General features: G+C 50.8%; 17 protein-coding genes. 8 read left to right on the top strand and 9 right to left on the bottom strand.

The features are described from left to right. Positions 1 to 11 precede the first annotated feature (11 nt). Positions 12 to 482 (bottom strand): CYTH domain-containing protein, encoded by a 471-nt coding sequence (locus tag ACTHSW_RS04685; protein ID WP_070460513.1) that lies wholly within the window; start codon positions 480 to 482, stop codon positions 12 to 14. Positions 483 to 520: 38 nt separating this feature from the next. After that, positions 521 to 940 carry a CopD family protein gene (locus ACTHSW_RS04680; protein WP_070460511.1) on the bottom strand — a complete coding sequence of 140 codons (420 nt, stop codon included), beginning with the start codon at positions 938 to 940 and terminating at the stop codon, positions 521 to 523. Positions 941 to 1,174: 234 nt separating this feature from the next. Between ACTHSW_RS04680 and ACTHSW_RS04675 the strand changes: the two genes are divergently transcribed. Next, positions 1,175 to 1,438: a hypothetical protein gene (locus tag ACTHSW_RS04675; protein ID WP_070460509.1), complete on the top strand. Its 264-nt coding sequence runs from the start codon at positions 1,175 to 1,177 to the stop codon at positions 1,436 to 1,438. 356 nt (positions 1,439 to 1,794) lie between these two features. On the opposite strand, the gene ACTHSW_RS04670 is transcribed toward ACTHSW_RS04675, so the two are convergent. The 4 genes from ACTHSW_RS04670 to ACTHSW_RS04655 all read right to left on the bottom strand — a co-directional run bounded on the left by ACTHSW_RS04670 (position 1,795) and on the right by ACTHSW_RS04655 (position 6,263). Next, positions 1,795 to 3,831 carry a M3 family metallopeptidase gene (locus tag ACTHSW_RS04670; protein ID WP_107792231.1) on the bottom strand — a complete coding sequence of 679 codons (2,037 nt, stop codon included), beginning with the start codon at positions 3,829 to 3,831 and terminating at the stop codon, positions 1,795 to 1,797. A 121-nt stretch (positions 3,832 to 3,952) separates the two neighbouring features. Continuing rightward, complete coding sequence (locus tag ACTHSW_RS04665; protein ID WP_219088989.1) at positions 3,953 to 4,819, bottom strand: hypothetical protein; 867 nt, start codon at positions 4,817 to 4,819, stop codon at positions 3,953 to 3,955. A 67-nt stretch (positions 4,820 to 4,886) separates the two neighbouring features. Next, positions 4,887 to 5,747 (bottom strand): mechanosensitive ion channel domain-containing protein, encoded by an 861-nt coding sequence (locus ACTHSW_RS04660; RefSeq protein ID WP_440373771.1) that lies wholly within the window; start codon positions 5,745 to 5,747, stop codon positions 4,887 to 4,889. A gap of 21 nt (positions 5,748 to 5,768) precedes the next feature. Further along, positions 5,769 to 6,263, bottom strand: coding sequence for a restriction endonuclease (locus tag ACTHSW_RS04655; protein WP_070460502.1), 495 nt, complete (start codon positions 6,261 to 6,263; stop codon positions 5,769 to 5,771). A 289-nt stretch (positions 6,264 to 6,552) separates the two neighbouring features. Between ACTHSW_RS04655 and ACTHSW_RS04650 the strand changes: the two genes are divergently transcribed. Next, the gene (locus tag ACTHSW_RS04650; RefSeq protein ID WP_070460500.1) at positions 6,553 to 6,888 is read left to right on the top strand and encodes a hypothetical protein; all 336 of its coding nucleotides are present in this window, start codon (positions 6,553 to 6,555) and stop codon (positions 6,886 to 6,888) included. A gap of 244 nt (positions 6,889 to 7,132) precedes the next feature. Here the strand turns inward: ACTHSW_RS04650 and dnaE are convergent, their stop codons facing one another. Then, complete coding sequence (dnaE, locus tag ACTHSW_RS04645) at positions 7,133 to 10,567, bottom strand: DNA polymerase III subunit alpha (RefSeq protein WP_107810924.1); 3,435 nt, start codon at positions 10,565 to 10,567, stop codon at positions 7,133 to 7,135. Positions 10,568 to 10,732: 165 nt separating this feature from the next. Between dnaE and ACTHSW_RS04640 the strand changes: the two genes are divergently transcribed. Next, positions 10,733 to 10,966 (top strand): RNA-binding S4 domain-containing protein, encoded by a 234-nt coding sequence (locus tag ACTHSW_RS04640; RefSeq protein ID WP_025458008.1) that lies wholly within the window; start codon positions 10,733 to 10,735, stop codon positions 10,964 to 10,966. Continuing rightward, complete coding sequence (locus ACTHSW_RS04635) at positions 10,944 to 11,162, top strand: hypothetical protein (RefSeq protein ID WP_107769117.1); 219 nt, start codon at positions 10,944 to 10,946, stop codon at positions 11,160 to 11,162. The genes ACTHSW_RS04640 and ACTHSW_RS04635 overlap by 23 nt, the downstream gene beginning before the upstream one ends. Positions 11,163 to 11,261: 99 nt before the next feature. Here the strand turns inward: ACTHSW_RS04635 and ACTHSW_RS04630 are convergent, their stop codons facing one another. Continuing rightward, a complete protein-coding gene (locus tag ACTHSW_RS04630; RefSeq protein WP_225905463.1) occupies positions 11,262 to 11,723 on the bottom strand; it encodes a PepSY domain-containing protein in 462 nt (153 codons plus the stop codon). Positions 11,724 to 12,066: 343 nt separating this feature from the next. After that, positions 12,067 to 12,708, bottom strand: a complete 642-nt coding sequence (gene yihA, locus ACTHSW_RS04625; RefSeq protein ID WP_049336942.1) for a ribosome biogenesis GTP-binding protein YihA/YsxC — start codon at positions 12,706 to 12,708, stop codon at positions 12,067 to 12,069. Between the two features lie 215 nt (positions 12,709 to 12,923). Between yihA and ACTHSW_RS04620 the strand changes: the two genes are divergently transcribed. The 4 genes from ACTHSW_RS04620 to tsaD all read left to right on the top strand — a co-directional run bounded on the left by ACTHSW_RS04620 (position 12,924) and on the right by tsaD (position 18,118). After that, complete coding sequence (locus ACTHSW_RS04620; RefSeq protein ID WP_003684518.1) at positions 12,924 to 13,547, top strand: c-type cytochrome; 624 nt, start codon at positions 12,924 to 12,926, stop codon at positions 13,545 to 13,547. Between the two features lie 268 nt (positions 13,548 to 13,815). After that, positions 13,816 to 15,768: a cytochrome c biogenesis protein ResB gene (locus ACTHSW_RS04615; protein ID WP_199901394.1), complete on the top strand. Its 1,953-nt coding sequence runs from the start codon at positions 13,816 to 13,818 to the stop codon at positions 15,766 to 15,768. Then, complete coding sequence (gene ccsB / locus ACTHSW_RS04610; protein WP_070460493.1) at positions 15,761 to 16,948, top strand: c-type cytochrome biogenesis protein CcsB; 1,188 nt, start codon at positions 15,761 to 15,763, stop codon at positions 16,946 to 16,948. The genes ACTHSW_RS04615 and ccsB overlap by 8 nt, the downstream gene beginning before the upstream one ends. Before the next feature lie 99 nt (positions 16,949 to 17,047). Further along, a complete protein-coding gene (gene tsaD, locus ACTHSW_RS04605) occupies positions 17,048 to 18,118 on the top strand; it encodes a tRNA (adenosine(37)-N6)-threonylcarbamoyltransferase complex transferase subunit TsaD (RefSeq protein WP_070460491.1) in 1,071 nt (356 codons plus the stop codon). The last annotated feature ends 156 nt before the right edge of the window (positions 18,119 to 18,274 follow it).

Below are 18,274 nucleotides of genomic sequence, written 5' to 3'. Positions count from 1 at the left end.
GGTTGTCACTCTTATTCCGTCCAAGACGAATACGGATGTTTGCTCAAATACGCATTGGTGAATTTACCGTCTGCCGTGATTTCCTTGCCCAGCCAAGACGGTTTGGGAAACTCGGTATCTTCAGACGGCAATTCGATTTCCGCCACAATCAATGGTGCATTGTCGCCGAAATATTCGTCGATTTCATACACAAAGCCTTTAAATTCGACCCGATAGCGGTATTTTTCCATTTTAAACGGGCACATGTCCGCCATCATCGCCTGCGCGTGAGCCAGCGGAATTTCGTATTCAAACTCGCTGCGCGTCATGTCGGAAATATAGCCTTTCAGGGTCAGCCAGGCTTGCGAACCGATAATCCGCACGCGGATGGTGCACTCTTTTTCCACGCTCAGATAGCCCTGTTGCAACACCAGCGGCTCGCTTGCCGCTTCGCGCCAACTGTCATCCGCCAGCAAAAAGCGGCGTTCGATTTCGACCGTCATGAATTCTTTCCTTATTTACCAAACAGGCCGTCTGAAGATTAAAACGGCTTGAAAACCACCATATAAAGCGCGGCCACCATCATCAATACGGGGAGTTCGTTGAATACCCGATACCAGCGGTGCGAATACACATTGCTGCCGTTCTGGAAACGGCGCAGCAGCAGGCCGCAATAAAGCTGGTAGGCCAAGAGCAGCAGGCCGCACAATAATTTAACCGCCAGCCAGCCGTTGCCCCACCAATTGTTTACAAACCCGATGGCCGCGCCAAATATCAGTGTTCCCCAGCCCAAAGGCGACATAAAGCGGTACAGCCGCCGCGACATATCCGTCAGCCGTACATATTCCACGCTGCCGGGTTCCAATTGTGCCAGATTCACATAAATCCGCGGCAGATAAAACAGTCCCGCAAACCAAGAAATCACAAAAAACGCATGCAGCAGCTTAAACCACAAATACATTTCAGACGGCCTCAACACCTAAAACCGTTATTTTATCCGCAATGTGGCCTGAGCCAAAACAAAATAGTCAAAACAATCCGACAGGGTGCGTCGCAACAATGTGTTGTAGGCATGATTTTACCCAAAAACCAAATTGTAAATTTCGCAATAATATGCAAGTTGGGATATGCACGATGCAAAAAACTTGTTAAAATCCTATGCTATTTAATTATAAAAACATTATGGACGGAAAACATGAAACAATTCGAAATCAGCAACAGCGTCAGGAAAGCGCTTAGCAACTACCTAAATACGCACAATCTAAACCTCAAAGCCGCCATGGACAACGAAACAACCAATGGCGAAGTCGCGGCCATCGTTCACGCAGGATTGCCGGCGATGATTCGGAAAATCTATTCTTTGGAAAAAATGAAAACCTTTTTCTGGACGAAAAAAGATTTGATGATGGAATTTATCAATATGCGCTTGGACGCCGGCGATAAAAAGGGTAAAAACTAATTTTAGCGATGGGAGGGGGAGATAGAAGTTTGAAATCTGGACTTCTGTTTTCTCGAAAATCTTGTTAGGGACAGGGTGTACTTATTGTTCCTAATAAGTTTTGACAACCGAAAGGCCGTCTGAAATTCAAATGATAGGGCATGGGAACATGCCCTGTTTTTATGGGCGGCTTGTCCGCATTGGGAAAATATTGAGCTTGGCAATCGTTGCGGCGTTCTGCGCTGAGTGGTTTTATCGGCTGAATATTTTTATTATTTGTTTTGCTGAACATATTGAATGGATTATAAAAAGGCCGTCTGAAACATTTCAGACGGCCTTTGGTGTTGAATCAGCAATTAAAACGGCGGATTTTCAAATCAAGCTGCGTTGTCGAAACCGCTGTGGCGGAGCAGGGCATCCAGGCTTGGTTCGCGGCCGCGGAAGGCTTTGAAGGATTCGGCTGCACTGCGCGAACCGCCGACGGCCAGTATTTCTTTCCAGAAGCGGCGGCCGGTTTCGGCCACATCGTCGCTTTCTTCAAACGCTGCGTAAGCGTCTGCACTCAAAACTTCCGCCCATGCGTAGCTGTAATAGCCTGCGGAGTAGCCGCCGGCGAAGATGTGGCTGAAGCTCAAGGCAAAGCGGTTGTATGCCGGCGGTTGGGTCACGGCGACTTCTTGACGCACTTTGTCCAAGATTTGCGGCCATTCTTTCAGACGGCCTTCATCTTCCTGATGATAGATTTCCATGTCGAAGAGGGCAAATTCCATTTGACGGACGAGGAACATACCGCGTTGGAAGTTTTTGGCCGCGTGCATTTTGTTGAACAGCTCTTTCGGCAATACCGCGCCGGTTTCTTCGTGCGAGGACATTTGCGCCAATACGTCGTATTCCCAAACGAAGTTTTCCATGAATTGGCTAGGCAGCTCGACCGCGTCCCATTCGACGCCGTTGATGCCGGATACGCCCACTTCGTCAACTTGGGTCAACAAGTGGTGCAGGCCGTGGCCGGTTTCGTGGAAGAGGGTGATGATTTCGTCGTGGCTCAAACGCGCCTCTTTGTCGCCGACCGGCGGGGTAAAGTTGCAGACGAGGTAGGCAGTCGGCAGTTGCAGCGTACCGTCGGCGAAACGGCGGCGGCTTTTGTAGCCGTCCATCCATGCGCCGCCGCGTTTGCCTTCGCGTGCGTACAAGTCCATGTAAATGCCGCCGATGGTTTGGCCGTCTTGTTTCAGCTCGAAATAGCGCACGTCTTTGTGCCAAACGGGGACGGTTTTTTCAGCCAGCTCGATGCCGTAGAGTTTTTTGATTTGGGCAAACAGGCCTGCCAATACTTTGCTGATAGGGAAGTATTTTTTCACTTCGGTTTCGCTGAAGGCGTATTTGGCTTGGCGCAGTTTTTCGGCGGCGTAGCTCAAATCCCAAGATTGCGGATCTTCGATATTCAGGCTCTCGCGTGCAAAGGCTTTGATTTCGGCAAAGTCTTTTTCGGCAAATGGTTTTGCGCGGCGGGCAAGGTCGTGCAGGAAGTTTAGAACCTGTTCGGGCGTATCCGCCATTTTGGTTGCCAGTGACAGCTCGGCGTAGGTTTTGAAGCCGAGCAGTTTGGCGGTTTTCAGCGCGTTTGCAAGCGTTTGTTCGACGTTGGCCGTGTTGTCGAATTTGCCTTCGTCAGACAATTCGCTGGCACGGGTAACGTAGGCGCGGTAGATTTGTTCGCGCAATTCGCGGTTGTCGGCGTATTGGATAACGGCGAGGTAGTGCGGAATCTGCAGGCCGATTTTGTAGCCTGTTTTGCCTTCGCTTTGCGCGGCGGCGGCAAACATGGCGATGGAGTCTTCAGGAATGCCGGCAAGCGGCGCGGCATCGTCAAAGTAAATGCCGAAAGCGTCGGTCGCGTCTTGGACGTTTTGTGCGAATTTGGCACCCAGTTGCGCGCCTTCGGTTTGCAGTTGCGCCAGTTCTGCCTGCTGTTCGGGCGGTAATTCGGCACCGCTGAGGACGAAATCGCGCAAGTCGTGGTTGAGCTTGGTTTGCTGCGCAGGGGAGAGGGTGTCGAATTCGGCAGAATTTTTGATGATTTTGAAGCGGTTGTACAACTCGATGTCTTGACCGATTTCGGTAAAGAAAATGGTGATTTCAGGCATCAATTCGTTGTATACGGCACGCAGCTCGGGCGTATCGACCACGGAATTGAGATGGGAAACCACGCTCCAAATGCGGCCGACGCGTTCGGTAATGTCAGTCAGTTTTTCGACGGTGTTGGCCCAGTCGGTGTGCGTTTGCGCTTTGATGGCGGCGATTTGTTCGCGTGCTTCGGCAATGGCGGTTTGCAGGGCGGGTTTGATGTCTTCGGTTTTGATTTGGTCGAAACGGGGTTCTTCGCCCAAGTGGAGCAGGACGTTGTCGCTCATATGGTTTCTCCTGAATAAGATGGATTCAGACGGCCTTGTGGCCGTCTGAAAAGAAAACGATAGGCGTTATATGGTGGCAGACAGATAGAATTAAAGTGTCTTGTCTGCCTGTCGGCCAATTTTATTCTGCGCCGCGCGGATTGGCGTGCAATGGCGCAGCCAGTTCGAGGCGCATTGGTGTGCCTTTCGGGGCAAATACGGCATTGGCAACATTGGTTTGCAGGGATTCGGCAAACGAGCCGCGATACACTTTTGCACCTTGGTGGGTCAGGTTGGATTGTACATCGACGTACACTTCGCCGCCGATTTGACGCCAGAGGTGGCAGAAGGTGTAATCTTCGGACAGGTAGCGTTTGCTTTTCGGATCAACCATGCAGTCGAAGAAGCGGTAGTGTAGGCCTTTGTCTTCTCTGTTGTAGTCACTGTCGGAGATGTAGTTCAACTCGGGGTAGGCTGCCATCATTTTTTCAAATACGCTGCGCTTGATAACCATAAAGCCGGTTGGCGCGTCATGGACTTTCATAAAACCGTCTTCATCGACTTTCAGTACGATTTCACCGTTTTCATTTTTTTCGCTGGTGTTGACGGTATAAGAAGTGTACATGCGCTCGAAGTCGGCTTGAGTCGTGCCGGCCGGAACACCTTCTTCAGGCCAGTTGTCGCGTTTGAGCGGGTAAATGCCTGCCACAACGTCTTTGTCGGCCAAAAGCAGACGGTAGAATGAATCGGGAGAGAAGCCGATGTCGGAGTCAATCCAAAATAAATGCGTCCATTCTTTGTTTTCTAAGAATGTGGCCACGCAGTTGTTGCGCGCGCGCGTAATCAGGCTTTCGCCGCGCTGCATCATCACTTGAAGCGGTAGGCCGTGTGCGGCATTGGTGTGGACGATGTTCAGAAGTGAGAGGGTGTAGTTGTGGAAATATTTGCCGTCATGGCTGGGGGTCATGATTACAGGGTACATTTCGGCAAGGGCTGATTCGGGCAACATGAGTTTTCCTTATTGTTGATTATAAATTTGGGTATTGTAAGTGATTTGATAGTATATATAAACTGGACTATTTTAATTTATTGATTAATTGGCATTGCGTGCGTAAGAATTCGTCCAAAACCGCCTGTTGGATTTCCAAGCGTTTGGCTACGGGCGAGGCAAAGCGCACGATGATGTTATACACCTTGTCATCATGTGGCACACGGGATACACGCGGCTGGGCGGCGGGCGTGATAAACAATTTTTGGGTTTGCACGTTTTCCAAATGCTGCTTGATGGCAGGGACATAAGGCTCGCACAATGGCTCAAGAACATCTTTCAGACGGCCGATGATTTCGTCCGAATCCAAATGAATCGGTACGGGAATTTCCACCGTATGAATTACATAATCGCCCAAAATATTGTCGCGGCGCACGGTGTGGCTCAGAAGCAGGCTGTTGGGAAACGAGAGTGTTTTGCCGGAAAGCTGGCCAATCAACGGATTGGGGCCGATTTGCATCATCAGCGTGTTCAGCTTGATATCGACCACCCGTCCGCGCAGGCCGTTGATTTCGATGTAGTCGCCGATGGAATATTGTTTGGTTACCGAGCGCAGGATGCTGCCGGACAAACACATAATCAATTCTTTGGTCGCCACCACAATTGCCGCAGCTACCGCAAACATCGACAACGCCAAAGTTTGAATCTGCGCCGCCCAAATCATCGCCAGCCCGAACAAGAGCAGCAGCATGGTGATGTTGCGACTGACCACCAGCGAACGGCGTTTGTTTTCGATGCTCAAATCCGGATGGCTGCGAAAATGAGCCGAGAGCAAAATGCTGCGCCCGGCAATGACGGCCACAATCATCACCATCGACATCAAAGCCGATTTGATGATTTCTTCACTGACAGGCAAAGCGTTCAGCCATTCCTGTATGGTGTTCCACATAATGCTGTTTCCTTTCCCTTTTTAGGCCGTCTGAAAACCCACGCGTTCAAAAATTTCTGCCGCACACACTTCCGATACTGCAAACAAAGTTGCCACGCTACCCAAAGCCCGTTGTGCTGCCACGCTCAAATCATCACGGCATACTTCGCCCAGCCACTCAACAGGCCGCACCAGCGACATTTTCTCATCGTCCCATTGCGGACAATGTACTGCGCCGCCTGTAATCCTGCCGATCCGATAACGGCGCAGGGCAGGCGAGTAGGTCAGTACGGCATCTCCATCGGCCAACTCGTTGGAAAACCGCCACATCTGAGCCGCACCCGATTGCGCTGTTCTCAATTTCACATCCGGCACGGCCGAACGGTAAATATCCGTCAGTTTCTCACGGCCAAAACCCTTGGCCGCCGCTTCGGCCAGCATGGGCCAGGCCAACGCCGCCACACCGCGTTCAAAAAATACATCATAAAGCGCACCTTGCGTGCTGCGAACCATATAAAGTCTGGCTTGTTTTCCCATTGCAGTACCTGTTTGTTTGAAGAACCCATCCCTTTGTTTCCATGTTACCTGTTACGGCTGAAAAATTCGATATTTTACATTGCCGGAAGGGTTTGAAGTTCTCGCTGAAAATAAATGAATTATAGATGAAAGGCCGTCTGAAAAATAAAATAGGCTTATATATCAACAGATGATATATCGTAACAATATATTAATAACTGTAAAATTTTTTACGTTTGTATCAAAAAAAGATAAAATGAAAGAATCAATCGCGAAAGATTGCTATTCACTGAACATTAGGAGAGAAAAAATGACCTGCAAAACCCACGAACATCATGACCACGTTCACGGCGCAAACTGCGGCCACACTGCCATCCAACACGAAGGCCACGTCGATTATCTGCACGACGGCCACCTGCACCATGAGCACAACGGCCACTACGACGAGCATGCTCTGAGTGTCAATAAAACCAACCCTGACGGCTGCCATCCGGTTGACACCTGCCACGGCCACATTCACGGCGAAGGTTGCGGCCACGAAGCTGTACCGCACGGCGATCACGTCGACTACATCGTCAACGGCCGTCTGCATCACCAACACGGCGATCACTGCGACGACCACGGCCCGGTTGAAATCGTTAAATAAAACTGTTTTTCAGACGGCCTTTGATATGGGGCTTCTATAGAAAAAGGGGGTGTATTTTCCCCCCCCCCCTTTTTTTGTGGGCTATCTTTTCCTATTAGCCAAAGTCTCTTGCAATAAACTTTTCAGATAATCTCTCTATACAATAAGGTCGTCTGAAAGCCTCAATCCGTATTTGATTTATGTTTTTAAAGCGCTTTTTAAATTAAAGGCCGTCTGAACGTGTAGTTTCAGACGGCCTTTAGTCTTACCAATTCACACGAACTGCCCTGCTGCCGAGCAATGTTTCCAGTTCGTCAAACAAGGCGGTGCTTGGCGTTACAATCCATTTGGGCGCAATTTTCAATTTACCCGATGCTTTGCCGTTGCTGTACGATAGTTGCAGCGGGATGTGCGACGTGTCGGGCAGGCGGTGTGTAGTGAGGATGGCGGCGAGGCGCGTGATGTCGTGGCCGGGGGCGAGGGCGAGGCTGAGGCTGCGGGCGTAGCGTTCGCGCGCCATTTGCAGGGTCATGACTTGGTTTGCCATGATGCGCAGTCCGTCGCCGCCGCCGTAGTCGTCGCGGCTGACTTTGGATTCGATAATCAGCACTTGGTCGGATTTGAGGTAGTCTGCGCAGTTTTCCAGCGTGTGGCCGCTGACCATGATTTCAATCTGTCCGCTCAAATCTTCGAGGCTGACGAAGGCGATTTTGCCGCGTTTGCCCATCATGGTGCGCACGGCGGTAACGAACCCGGCGAGGCGCACGCTGTCTTGCGGTTTCAGACGGCCTAATTTGGTCGGGGCGATTTGGCGGACTTCTTGGGCATAAGGGCCGAACGGGTGGCCGGAGAGGTAGAAGCCGATGACGGTTTTTTCTTCGGCGAGTTTTTCCGATTCGCTCCACATGGGGGCATCGACGAGCTGCACCGGTTCGATGGCGTCTTCCATCATGTCGAAAAGCCCGCCCTGATTGGCGTTGGCGGCTTTTTGGTCGGCGTTGTTCATGGCAAGGTCGATGTTCGCCAAGAGCATGGCGCGGTTGGGTTCGATGCTGTCGAACGCGCCGCCGCGTATCAGGGCTTCGAGGGTGCGGCGGTTCATGTGTTCTTTGCCGACGCGCTCGCAGAAGTTCAAGAGGCCGGTAAACTTGCCGCCGCTTTGCCGCGCGGCGATGATGGATTCGACGGCGGCTTCGCCCGTGCCTTTAATCGCGCCGAGTGCGTAGCGGATTTTCATGTTCGGATACGGCGTGAAGCGGTAGTCGGATTCGTTGATGTCGGGCGGCAGGAACTCGATGCCGTTGGCGCGGCAGTCGTCGTAGAAATGTTTGAGCTGGTCGGTATTGTCCAATTCAGACGACATGGTTGCCGCCATAAATTCGGCGGGATAGTGGGCTTTGAGCCATGCGGTCTGATAGGAAATCAGGGCGTAGGCGGCGGCGTGGGATTTGTTGAAACCGTAGCCGGCGAATTTTTCCATGTAGTTGAAGATTTCGTCGGATTTTTCGCGCGAAATACCTTGTTTTGCCGCGCCTTCGGCGAAGATTTCGCGGTGTTTCACCATTTCTTCAGGCTTTTTCTTACCCATGGCGCGGCGCAGCAAGTCCGCGCCGCCGAGCGAGTAACCGCCGATAATCTGCGCCGCCTGCATCACTTGTTCCTGATACACCATAATGCCGTAGGTCGGCGCGAGGATGCCTTCGAGCAGCGGATGGATGTATTGGAATTCTTGGCCTTTCATACGCGCGACGAAGTCGGGAATGTTGTCCATCGGGCCGGGACGGTAGAGCGATACGAAGGCGATGAGTTCTTCAAACTTGGTCGTATGCGCCGTTTTCAGCATTTTTTTCATGCCGGTCGACTCAAACTGGAAGACGGCGGTGGTGTTCGCATCGCGGAAGATTTGGTAGGCGGCCTGGTCGTCAAGCGGAATCTTGCCGACATCGACGATATCGCCGGTGGTGCTTTTGATGTTGTTCTGCGCCATTTCGATAATGGTCAGGTTGCGCAGACCCAAAAAGTCGAATTTCACCAAACCCACGTCTTCCACGTCGCCCTTGTCGTACATGGATACGGGCGAGGCGGATTCGTCCGCCTGATACACGGGGCTGTAATCGGAAATCTTGCCCGGCGCAATTAACACGCCACCCGCGTGCATACCCAGACCGCGCGTCAGGTCTTCCAGCTTTTTCGCCAGCGTAATCAGTTCGTCCGCTTCTTCTGCTTCAATTAATTCCTGAATTTGCGGCTCGGCCTCCATGGCTTTTTCCAAACTCAGGGGTTTGTTGGCTTCCAACGGAATCAGCTTGGACAGTTTGTCGCACAGCATAAACGGCAGTTCCAGCACGCGTCCCACGTCGCGGATGACCGCTTTGGACGACATCGTGCCGAAGGTAACAATCTGGCTGACCGCTTCCGCGCCGTATTTTTCGCGCACATATTCAATCACGCGGCCACGGTTTGCCTGACAGAAGTCAACGTCAAAGTCAGGCATGGAGACGCGTTCAGGGTTTAAGAAACGTTCAAACAGTAGCGCGTATTTGAGCGGATCAAGGTCGGTAATCTTCAATGAATACGCCACCAGCGAGCCTGCACCCGAACCACGGCCCGGCCCGACCGGACAGCCGTGCGTTTTCGCCCAGTTGATAAAGTCTTGTACAATAAGGAAATAGCCGGGGAATTCCATCTGGATGATGATGTTCAGCTCAAAATCCAAACGTTCTTGATATTCCGGCATTTTTGCCGCACGCTCCGCCTCGTCGGGATAAAGCTGAACCATGCGTTCCTGCAAACCCTCGTTGGACAGCTTCACCAAATAATCGTCCAGCGACAGACCGTCCGGAGTAGGGAAGAGCGGTAGGAAGTTTTTGCCCAATGTGATGTGCAGATTGCAGCATTTGGCAATTTCCACCGTGTTTTCCAAGGCTTCGGGCAAGTCGGCGAAACGTTCCAGCATCGTTTCCGGCGGAATGAAAAACTGGCTCGGCGTAAAATCGCGCGGACGTTTCTTGTCCGTCAGCACCCAGCCGCCTGCGATGCACACCCGCGCCTCGTGCGCGTTGAAATCGTCGCGGCTCATAAACTGAGTCGGATGCGTCGCTACCACCGGCAAATCCAATTCCTCTGCCAGTTTCACGCTGCCGGAAACGCAAGCCTCCCATTCGGGTCGTTCGGGTAGGCGTTGCAGCTCTAAATAAAACGCATCGGGAAACCATGCCGCATATTTCAACGCCGCCGCACGCGCTGCGTCTTCGTTGCTGTTCAAAAGATTCACGCCCACTTCGCCGTAATGTGCGCCACTCAAGCAAATCAAGCCGCTGTTGTCGCCGTTTTCCAGCCATTCGGGATTAAGTTCCGCATGATGGATATTGCGGTCTTTGCCGACATAGGCCTCCGTCAAAAGTTCGCTCAAGCGCAGATAGCCCGCATCGTTGCGGATAATCAGCATGGCACGAAACGGCTTGTCGGACGCATTCGGATTGCCTATCCACACATCTGCCGCGCCGATGGGCTTAATCCCTGCACCGCGGCAGGCTTTATAGAATTTCACCAAGCCGAATTCGTTCATCAAATCGCTGATGCCCAAAGCAGGTAAACCGTATTCCTGCGCTTTGGCAATCAGTTTTTTAATCCGCACCATACCGTCGGTAATCGAGAATTCGGTATGCAGGCGCAGGGGGATGTAGGTCGGCTCGGTCATGGCAAAATCGGCGTGAACAATAAAAGGCGTATTGTAGCAGGGTTGGCAGCGAAAGGCCGTCTGAAAACCAAATGTAATGAGGTTGGATAAAGCAAATAAAACAGAAGGGGGCTTTCTTTCAGACGGCCATGTTAAAATATCGCCATTATTGAAAAGGATTGAATGATGGAAGCAACCGTCTATCTTGAAGACAACGAATACATCGCTTTATGCGACCTGTTGAAATTGGCCGGTCTTGCCGAAAGCGGCGGACAGGCAAAAGCGTTTATCGCCGAAGGGCTGGTGTTGCGCAACGGCGAAACCGAAATACGTAAAACTGCCAAAATACGCGGCGGCGAAGTGATTGAGTTTGACGGTGCGCGCTTGGAAATCGCTGATGGATACGACCCTGAAGAATAAAGCCGAAGCCATCTTGGGCGAGCCGTTGTTAGACGAACCCGTCCTCCCCGAGTCATGGGAATGTTGCGGCAGCGAGTGCGGCGATGCCTGTATTCAGACAATGTATTGGGCGGAAAAAGCACGTTATGACGCGCAACGGCGGAAATTGAAAGAAGCAGGGTGGGTAGACGGCGAAGATGAGACAAAGGCCGTCTGAAAACGATTGGCTTGATGTAAATCGTGTTTTAAATAATGCTGCATTAAAGCCAATGCCGTCTGAAAGTTTCAGACAGCATTGGCTTTTTTAAAGTTTAAATTAAGATTTTGTTACCTCGGAAGTGGTTGCATTTTCAGGTGTGCCAGGTGCAGCATCGGCAGGAGCCTGATAATCTGTATTTTGCGATGAAGAGGGCTCAGCATTGTCATGTTTATGATGCTTATCATGTTTACCAAAGTGTCGTTTGTCTTGATCGTCATCTTGTGCTACTGCCAATACTTTGCCGTTTTGAGCATCAACCAAAGCTTCGTATTCAACGCCGTCTTTCAAGATTTCTACTTTGTAACGGCCGCCCAAATGTTGTTTGTATTTGTAATCGACATCTTTAACGACGCCGCCCACTTCTGCTACCGCTGCTGCGGCTGCTTGCTGGCCGGAAACCTTTGCAAACATACCTTCTTTGAAAGCCATGGTACCTGCCGCACCGGCAACGCCCAAACTTGAAGCAATAATACCGGCAATGATGAGTTTTTTTGAAATAAAAGCGTTAATGCGTTTCATGATTTTCTTTCCTACTGTGTTGTTGAACGATGAATGCATTCTATGCCTCAACAATTAGCTGAACATGAGCAAAACGCTAAGATGTGTAATGGGTTGCAATACTAAAATTAACACTTTAATAATGGAGATCGAAGCCGCGTTTTCAGACGGCCTTGCTGATATGTTGTGATGGCATATTTGGCGCAGATTGTGGTTTGCGTGTGAAAACAAAAAAAGCGTGATGAAAAAAAGGGCATGTGTGAGACATGCCCCCGGATTAAATGGTAAATGCGATGGTGAGAAACCAAATGACAGAATAAGATTTGCGGTTGGTCAACTTATCTCATTCCGCCTTGTTTTACAATCACTCAGGCGATGTTTCGCCTGCAAGATTTTCTATTTCTTCGCGATGCGCGTCAAACCATGAGCCGACCACTTGATTGACTTCGTCCATGCCTTGTTTTTTCAGGCTGGAGAACAGTTGAACGCTAATTTTTTGACGTTCGGTGTAGGGTTTGAGTGATTTTTTTACCGCCGCCAAAGTTTTAATCTGGTCGTTTTTAGACAGCTTGTCTGCTTTTGACAGCAGGATATGCACAGGACGGCCGGTGATGTGGAAAAAGTCCAGCATTTGGATGTCTAAAGCTTTGAGCGGATGGCGCGAGTCCATAATCAAAATCAGGCCGATCAGTTGGCGGCGTTGTTGCAGGTAGTCGCCCAAGAGTTTGACCCAGTGCGCACGGATGGCCTCCGGTACTTGCGCGTAGCCGTAGCCGGGCAAGTCGACCATGAAATTGCCGTTTTCCAGTTCAAAGAAATTGATGTGTTGGGTGCGGCCCGGTGTTTTGGAAACGTAGGCAAGGCGCACATGATTGGTTAAAGTATTGATGGCGCTGGATTTGCCGGCATTGCTTCGGCCGACAAAGGCAATCTCGGCTGGCGTGTCGGGCAGGTCTTTCAGATGGTTGACCGTTGTAAAGAATTTGGCGTTTTGAAAAAGGTTCATCAGGATTTCCTTACATGGAAACAAAACTGCAACATCATAATTTGTATCGGGCATTTATGTTGCAGCAGTTTGGTAATTTGAGTAGTAATTTAATGTAAACTTGGTATAGAATAGCACGTTTATAGAATTATCGGTTTTAATCGGGAAAATTCCCCGGTATTTGAGTATAAAAAAGGCATTGACGCGGTACGCAATGCTGTAATCAGGAGCACTCCATGAAACGATTGACTTTATTGGCCTTGGTATTGGCTGCCGGTGCGGTTTCCGCTGCCCCTAAAGCAGATGCTGAAAAAGGCAAACAGGTAGCGACTACTATCTGTGCGGCGTGTCACGCAGCCGATGGTAACAGCGGTATCGCAACTTATCCTAAACTGGCAGGTCAGGCTGCGGCCTACACCTACGGTCAAACCATGGCCATCAAAGACGGTACCCGTACGCACGGTGCTGCCGGCGTAATGAAACCGATGGTGATGAACTTGTCCGAACAAGACATCCGCGACGCTGCCGCCTACTATGCTAAACAACAAGGCAAACCGGGCGAAGCCAATCCTAAAGAAAACCCAGAGCTGGGCGCGAAAATCTATCGCGGCGGCCTGAGCGCTAAAAAACTGCCGGCATGTATGTCTTGCCACGGTCCTAGCGGCGCAGGTATCCCTGGCGGCGGTACTGAAATCCAAGCCTATCCTCGTCTGGGCGGCCAGCACAAAGCTTACGTTGTCGAGCAAATGAAAGCTTACCAATCCGGCCAACGCAAAAACGCCATCATGGCCGATATTGCCAACCGCCTGAGCGAAGAAGAGTTGAACGCAGTAGCCAACTTTATCCAAGGTTTGCACTAATTTCGTTTTGAAACGAGCTTATTGATACAGGCCGTCTGAAAACCCTTCAGACGGCCTTAGCCAATATAGGCCGATAAGCCTGATTGTTTTTTTCAAATAGCGACAGCAAGATTTTTACTACAATATGCAGTATTCTTCCTTTCGCATCACACGTCATTGCAGTCCGTTCCATCGGATCGGGTTGCCCCAAGCCGACATTTGAGACATGAGTAAATCTTCATCATCCGTCCCACTCATCCGCAGACCGTGGTTTGCCTTTTTCAGCTCCATGCGTTTTGCCGTCGCCCTGCTCAGCCTGTTGGGCGTGGCTTCGATTATCGGTACGGTCTTGCAGCAAAACCAGCCACAAGTCGATTATTTGGTGAAATTCGGCCCGTTTTGGTCGCAGATTTTCGGCTTTTTGGGCCTGTACGACGTATACGCCTCGGCGTGGTTCGTTGTCATCATGATGTTTTTGGTGATTTCCACCGGATTGTGCCTGATTCGCAATGTTCCGCCGTTTTTGCGCGAGATTCGTTCGTTCCGTGAAAACGCGAAGGAAAAATCGCTGGCGGCAATGCGCCATTCCATCGTTTTAGACGGACAGGTGACGCCTGAAGTCGCGCAACGATATTTGGAAGTGCAGGGCTACGGCTGCAAAACTGTTACGCGTGAAGACAGCTCGGTTTTGGTGGCGGCGAAAAAAGGCGCGATGAACAAATGGGGCTATATCTTTGCCCATGCCGCGCTTATTGTGATTTGTTTGGGCGGTTTGATAGACAGCAATATCCTGCTGAAAATCGGTATGCTTACCGGCCAAGTCGTGCCGGACAATACGGCGGTTTATGCCAAAGACTTTAAGCCCGAAAGCGTGTTGGGAGAATCCAACCTGTCGTTTAGGGGCAACGTCAATATCGCGGAAGGGCAGAGCGCGGACGTGGTGTTTCTGAATGCGGATAACGGCATGCTCGTGCAAGACTTACCGTTTTCCGTCAAATTGAAGAAATTCCATATTGATTTTTACGATACCGGTATGCCGCGTGATTTTGCTAGTGACTTGGAAGTAACGGACAAGGCGACCGGCAAAGTCAGCGAACACACCATCCGCGTCAACCATCCTTTGACGCTGCACGGTATTACAGTTTATCAGGCAAGTTTTGCCGACGGCGGCTCGGACTTGACGTTTAAAGCGTGGAATCTGGCTGATGCCGACCGCACTCCGGTCAAACTCAAAGCAACTTCCATGCGCGAGTTTCCGCTGGATTTGGGCAAGGCTTCTTATAAATTGGAATTCGACCAGTTTACTTCGATGAACGTCGAAGACATGAGCGAGCCGTCTGAAAAAGAGCAAAACCTGAAATCCGCCCTCAACGATGTTCGCTCCGTTCGTCAGGAAGGCAAAAAATACACCAATATAGGCCCGTCTATCGTTTACCGCATCCGCGACAAAGCAGGGCAGGCGGTCGAATATAAAAACTATATGTTGCCGGTAAAACAAGATGAAGACTATTTCTTCATTACCGGCACTCGCAGCGGCTTGGCGCAGCAATATCGTTGGTTGCGCATTCCGATGGATAAAAACGGCCAAATCGACACCTTTATGGCTTTGCGCCAATATCTGAAAGATGATGCGGCACGCCGTAAAACCGTTGCTAATGCCGTTAAAGGCGCGCCTGCCGAAATCCGTGAGCAATTCATGGCAGCGGCGGAAAACACTTTGTCGATTTTTGCCAAAGGCGGCTATTTGGCTTTGGACGAATTTGTTACCACCAATATTCCGAAAGAGCAGCAGGAAAAAATGCAGGGCTATTTCTATGAGATGCTCTATGGCGTGATGAATGCCGCTTTGGAAGATACGATCAGCACATACAATCTGCCGGCTTGGACACAAGATGAAAAACGCAACCGCTTCCTGCTGCACGCAATGGATGCTTACACCGGTTTGACCGAATATCCCGCGCCAATGATGCTGCAACTGGAAAGTTTTGCCGAAGTACGCTCTTCCGGTTTGCAGATGACTCGCTCGCCGGGCGCATTCTTGGTGTATTTGGGTTCGGTATTGCTGGTGTTGGGTACGGTGTTTATGTTCTATATTCGTGAAAAACGTGCTTGGCTGCTGTTTTCAGACGGCCGTATCCGTTTTGCCATGTCTTCCAGCCGCAACGAACGCGACTTGCAGAAAGAATTTCCGCAACACACACGGCAATTGCAGCAGCTTGCCAAGGATTTGAACCATGAATAACAAACATCAGGCTTTGCCCGAGCATGAGCTTCTGACACACAAATCATTTATCCGAAACCTCAACCTTTTCGACTGGGCATTCGCGCTGCTGATTGCAGTCGGTGCGTTTATTGCCCAAACCCAGTCCGGTCTGCATATGGACATCTACGAAATGGTGATTTTGTGGGCGAGTGCCGGTATTGCCGTTTTTCTGGGTTGGTTTTTCAAACCGATGCGCTGGTTTATCCCTTTGGGCGTGTGCTTGGCGTATTTGGCCGTTGATTTGTATGGCGGCAACATCAAACACGCAGACGGCTTCCTGCTCAAATACCTGTTAAGCAGCCAGTCGGCGATTATGTGGCAATGCGCGTTTGTGTTCTTCGCCTTGTTTGCCTATATCGTCGGTGCGATAGCGGCGGTGCGCAAAAATGTGCCGTCCAATACGCTTTTGGGCATGGGTACCGTGTTTGCATGGGTTTCCGCGATGGCGGGCTTTGTCGGTTTGCTGGTGCGCTGGCATGAAAGCTATCTGCTGCGTCCCGATGCCGGCCATATTCCGGTCTCCAACCTTTACGAAGTATTCATCTTGTTCTTGGTTATTACGGCGCTGATGTACCTCTATTACGAAGGTCGTTTTGCCGTACAAAAACTGGGCGGCTTCGTGTTCAGCTTTATGGCGATTGTGGTCGGATTTGTCTTGTGGTACAGCGTTTCACGCGAGGCGCATACCATCCAGCCGCTGATCCCTGCTTTGCAGTCTTGGTGGATGAAAATCCACGTTCCGGCCAACTTTATCGGCTACGGCGCATTCTGTATCGCCGCCATGTTGGGTATTGCCGAACTGCTGGCACTCAGAAAAGAAGATGCAGGCAAAAAATCATGGCTGCCGCACTCGCAAGTCATTGAAGAAGTGATGTACAAAGCGATTGCCGTCGGTTTCCTGTTCTTCACGATTGCCACCATTCTCGGCGCATTGTGGGCGGCTGACGCGTGGGGCCGCTATTGGAGCTGGGACCCGAAAGAAACTTGGGCATTCATCGTTTGGCTGAATTACGCGGTCTGGTTGCATTTGCGGCTGGTGGCAGGCTGGCGCGGCAAAGTGTTGGCTTGGTGGGCGGTCATCGGCCTGGTCATTACCGCCTTTGCCTTTATCGGCGTGAATATGTTCTTGAGCGGCCTGCACTCTTACGGCACTTTGTAAACCGCTTATTCCGCACTTTATTTCAGACGGCCTTTTTCCGTTTTCGGAGAAAACGCCGTCTGAATCGTTTTTAATCATTTTTTCAGACGGCCTCAAACCATGTTGGTATTAGGAATTGAATCATCTTGCGACGAAACCGGCGTTGCGCTCTACGATACCGAGCGCGGCCTGTTGGCGCATCATTTGCACACACAAATGGCGATGCACGCCGAATACGGCGGAGTTGTCCCCGAATTGGCCAGCCGCGACCATATCCGCCGTGTCGTGCCGTTGACGCAAGGTTGCTTGAAGGAAGCAGGCGTAGGCTATGCCGATATTGACGCGGTTGCCTTTACGCAAGGTCCGGGCTTGGGTGGCGCATTACTGGCCGGTTCAGGCTTCGCCAACGCTTTGGCATTTGCCATCGGCAAGCCCATTATCCCTGTCCACCATCTTGAAGGCCATTTGCTCTCGCCCTTGTTGGCAGACGATAAGCCTGAATTTCCATTTGTCGCTTTGCTGGTGTCGGGCGGACATACGCAATTTATGGCTGTACGCGGTATCGGTGATTACACCTTGCTGGGCGAGAGTGTGGATGATGCGACAGGCGAGGCATTTGATAAAACGGCCAAGCTCTTGGGCCTGCCTTATCCCGGCGGTGCCAAATTATCCGAGCTGGCCAAACTCGGCACGCCTGATGCTTTCACATTCCCACGCCCCATGCTCCATTCGCACGATTTGCAGATGAGCTTTTCCGGTTTGAAAACAGCCGTTTTGACCGCTGTCGAAAAAGTCCGCGCCGAAACCGGCAGCGATGAAATTCCGGAACAAACACGCAACGATATTTGCCGCGCCTTCCAAGATGCAGTGGTTGACGTATTGGCGGCCAAAGCCAAAAAAGCGTTGTTGGATACCGGCTTCAGAACTTTGGTGGTTGCCGGCGGCGTGGGTGCAAACTGGAAACTGCGTGATGAATTTTCGCGCTTAACCGTCAAAGTGCCGTCTGAAAAAGGCAAACCCAAACCGCAGGAAGAAAAAATCAATGTTTATTTTCCGCCGATGGCATACTGTACCGACAACGGCGCAATGATTGCCTTTGCCGGCGCGATGCGTCTTGCCGAGCGTCAGGCTGTCAGTGCATTCAATGTTAAGCCGCGCTGGCCGCTGTCGGATATTGTGAAGCAGGGCTGATGTATTAGACTGCTTCGATGCAATGAAAGGCCGTCTGAAAACCTGAAGATATGGTTTTCAGACGGCCTTTAATGAAACGGATGTTTGCGGTAAAACTTCATTCAAAAAGATGAGTAATTTTTTCATCCGTTTTTTCTACAATATTAACTTTGATTG

The sequence above is a fragment of the Neisseria sp. P0008.S004 genome (genome assembly GCF_051962755.1).
In the GTDB taxonomy this organism is placed as follows: domain Bacteria; phylum Pseudomonadota; class Gammaproteobacteria; order Burkholderiales; family Neisseriaceae; genus Neisseria; species Neisseria subflava_A.
This window is presented reverse-complemented; position numbering and strand designations above follow the sequence as displayed.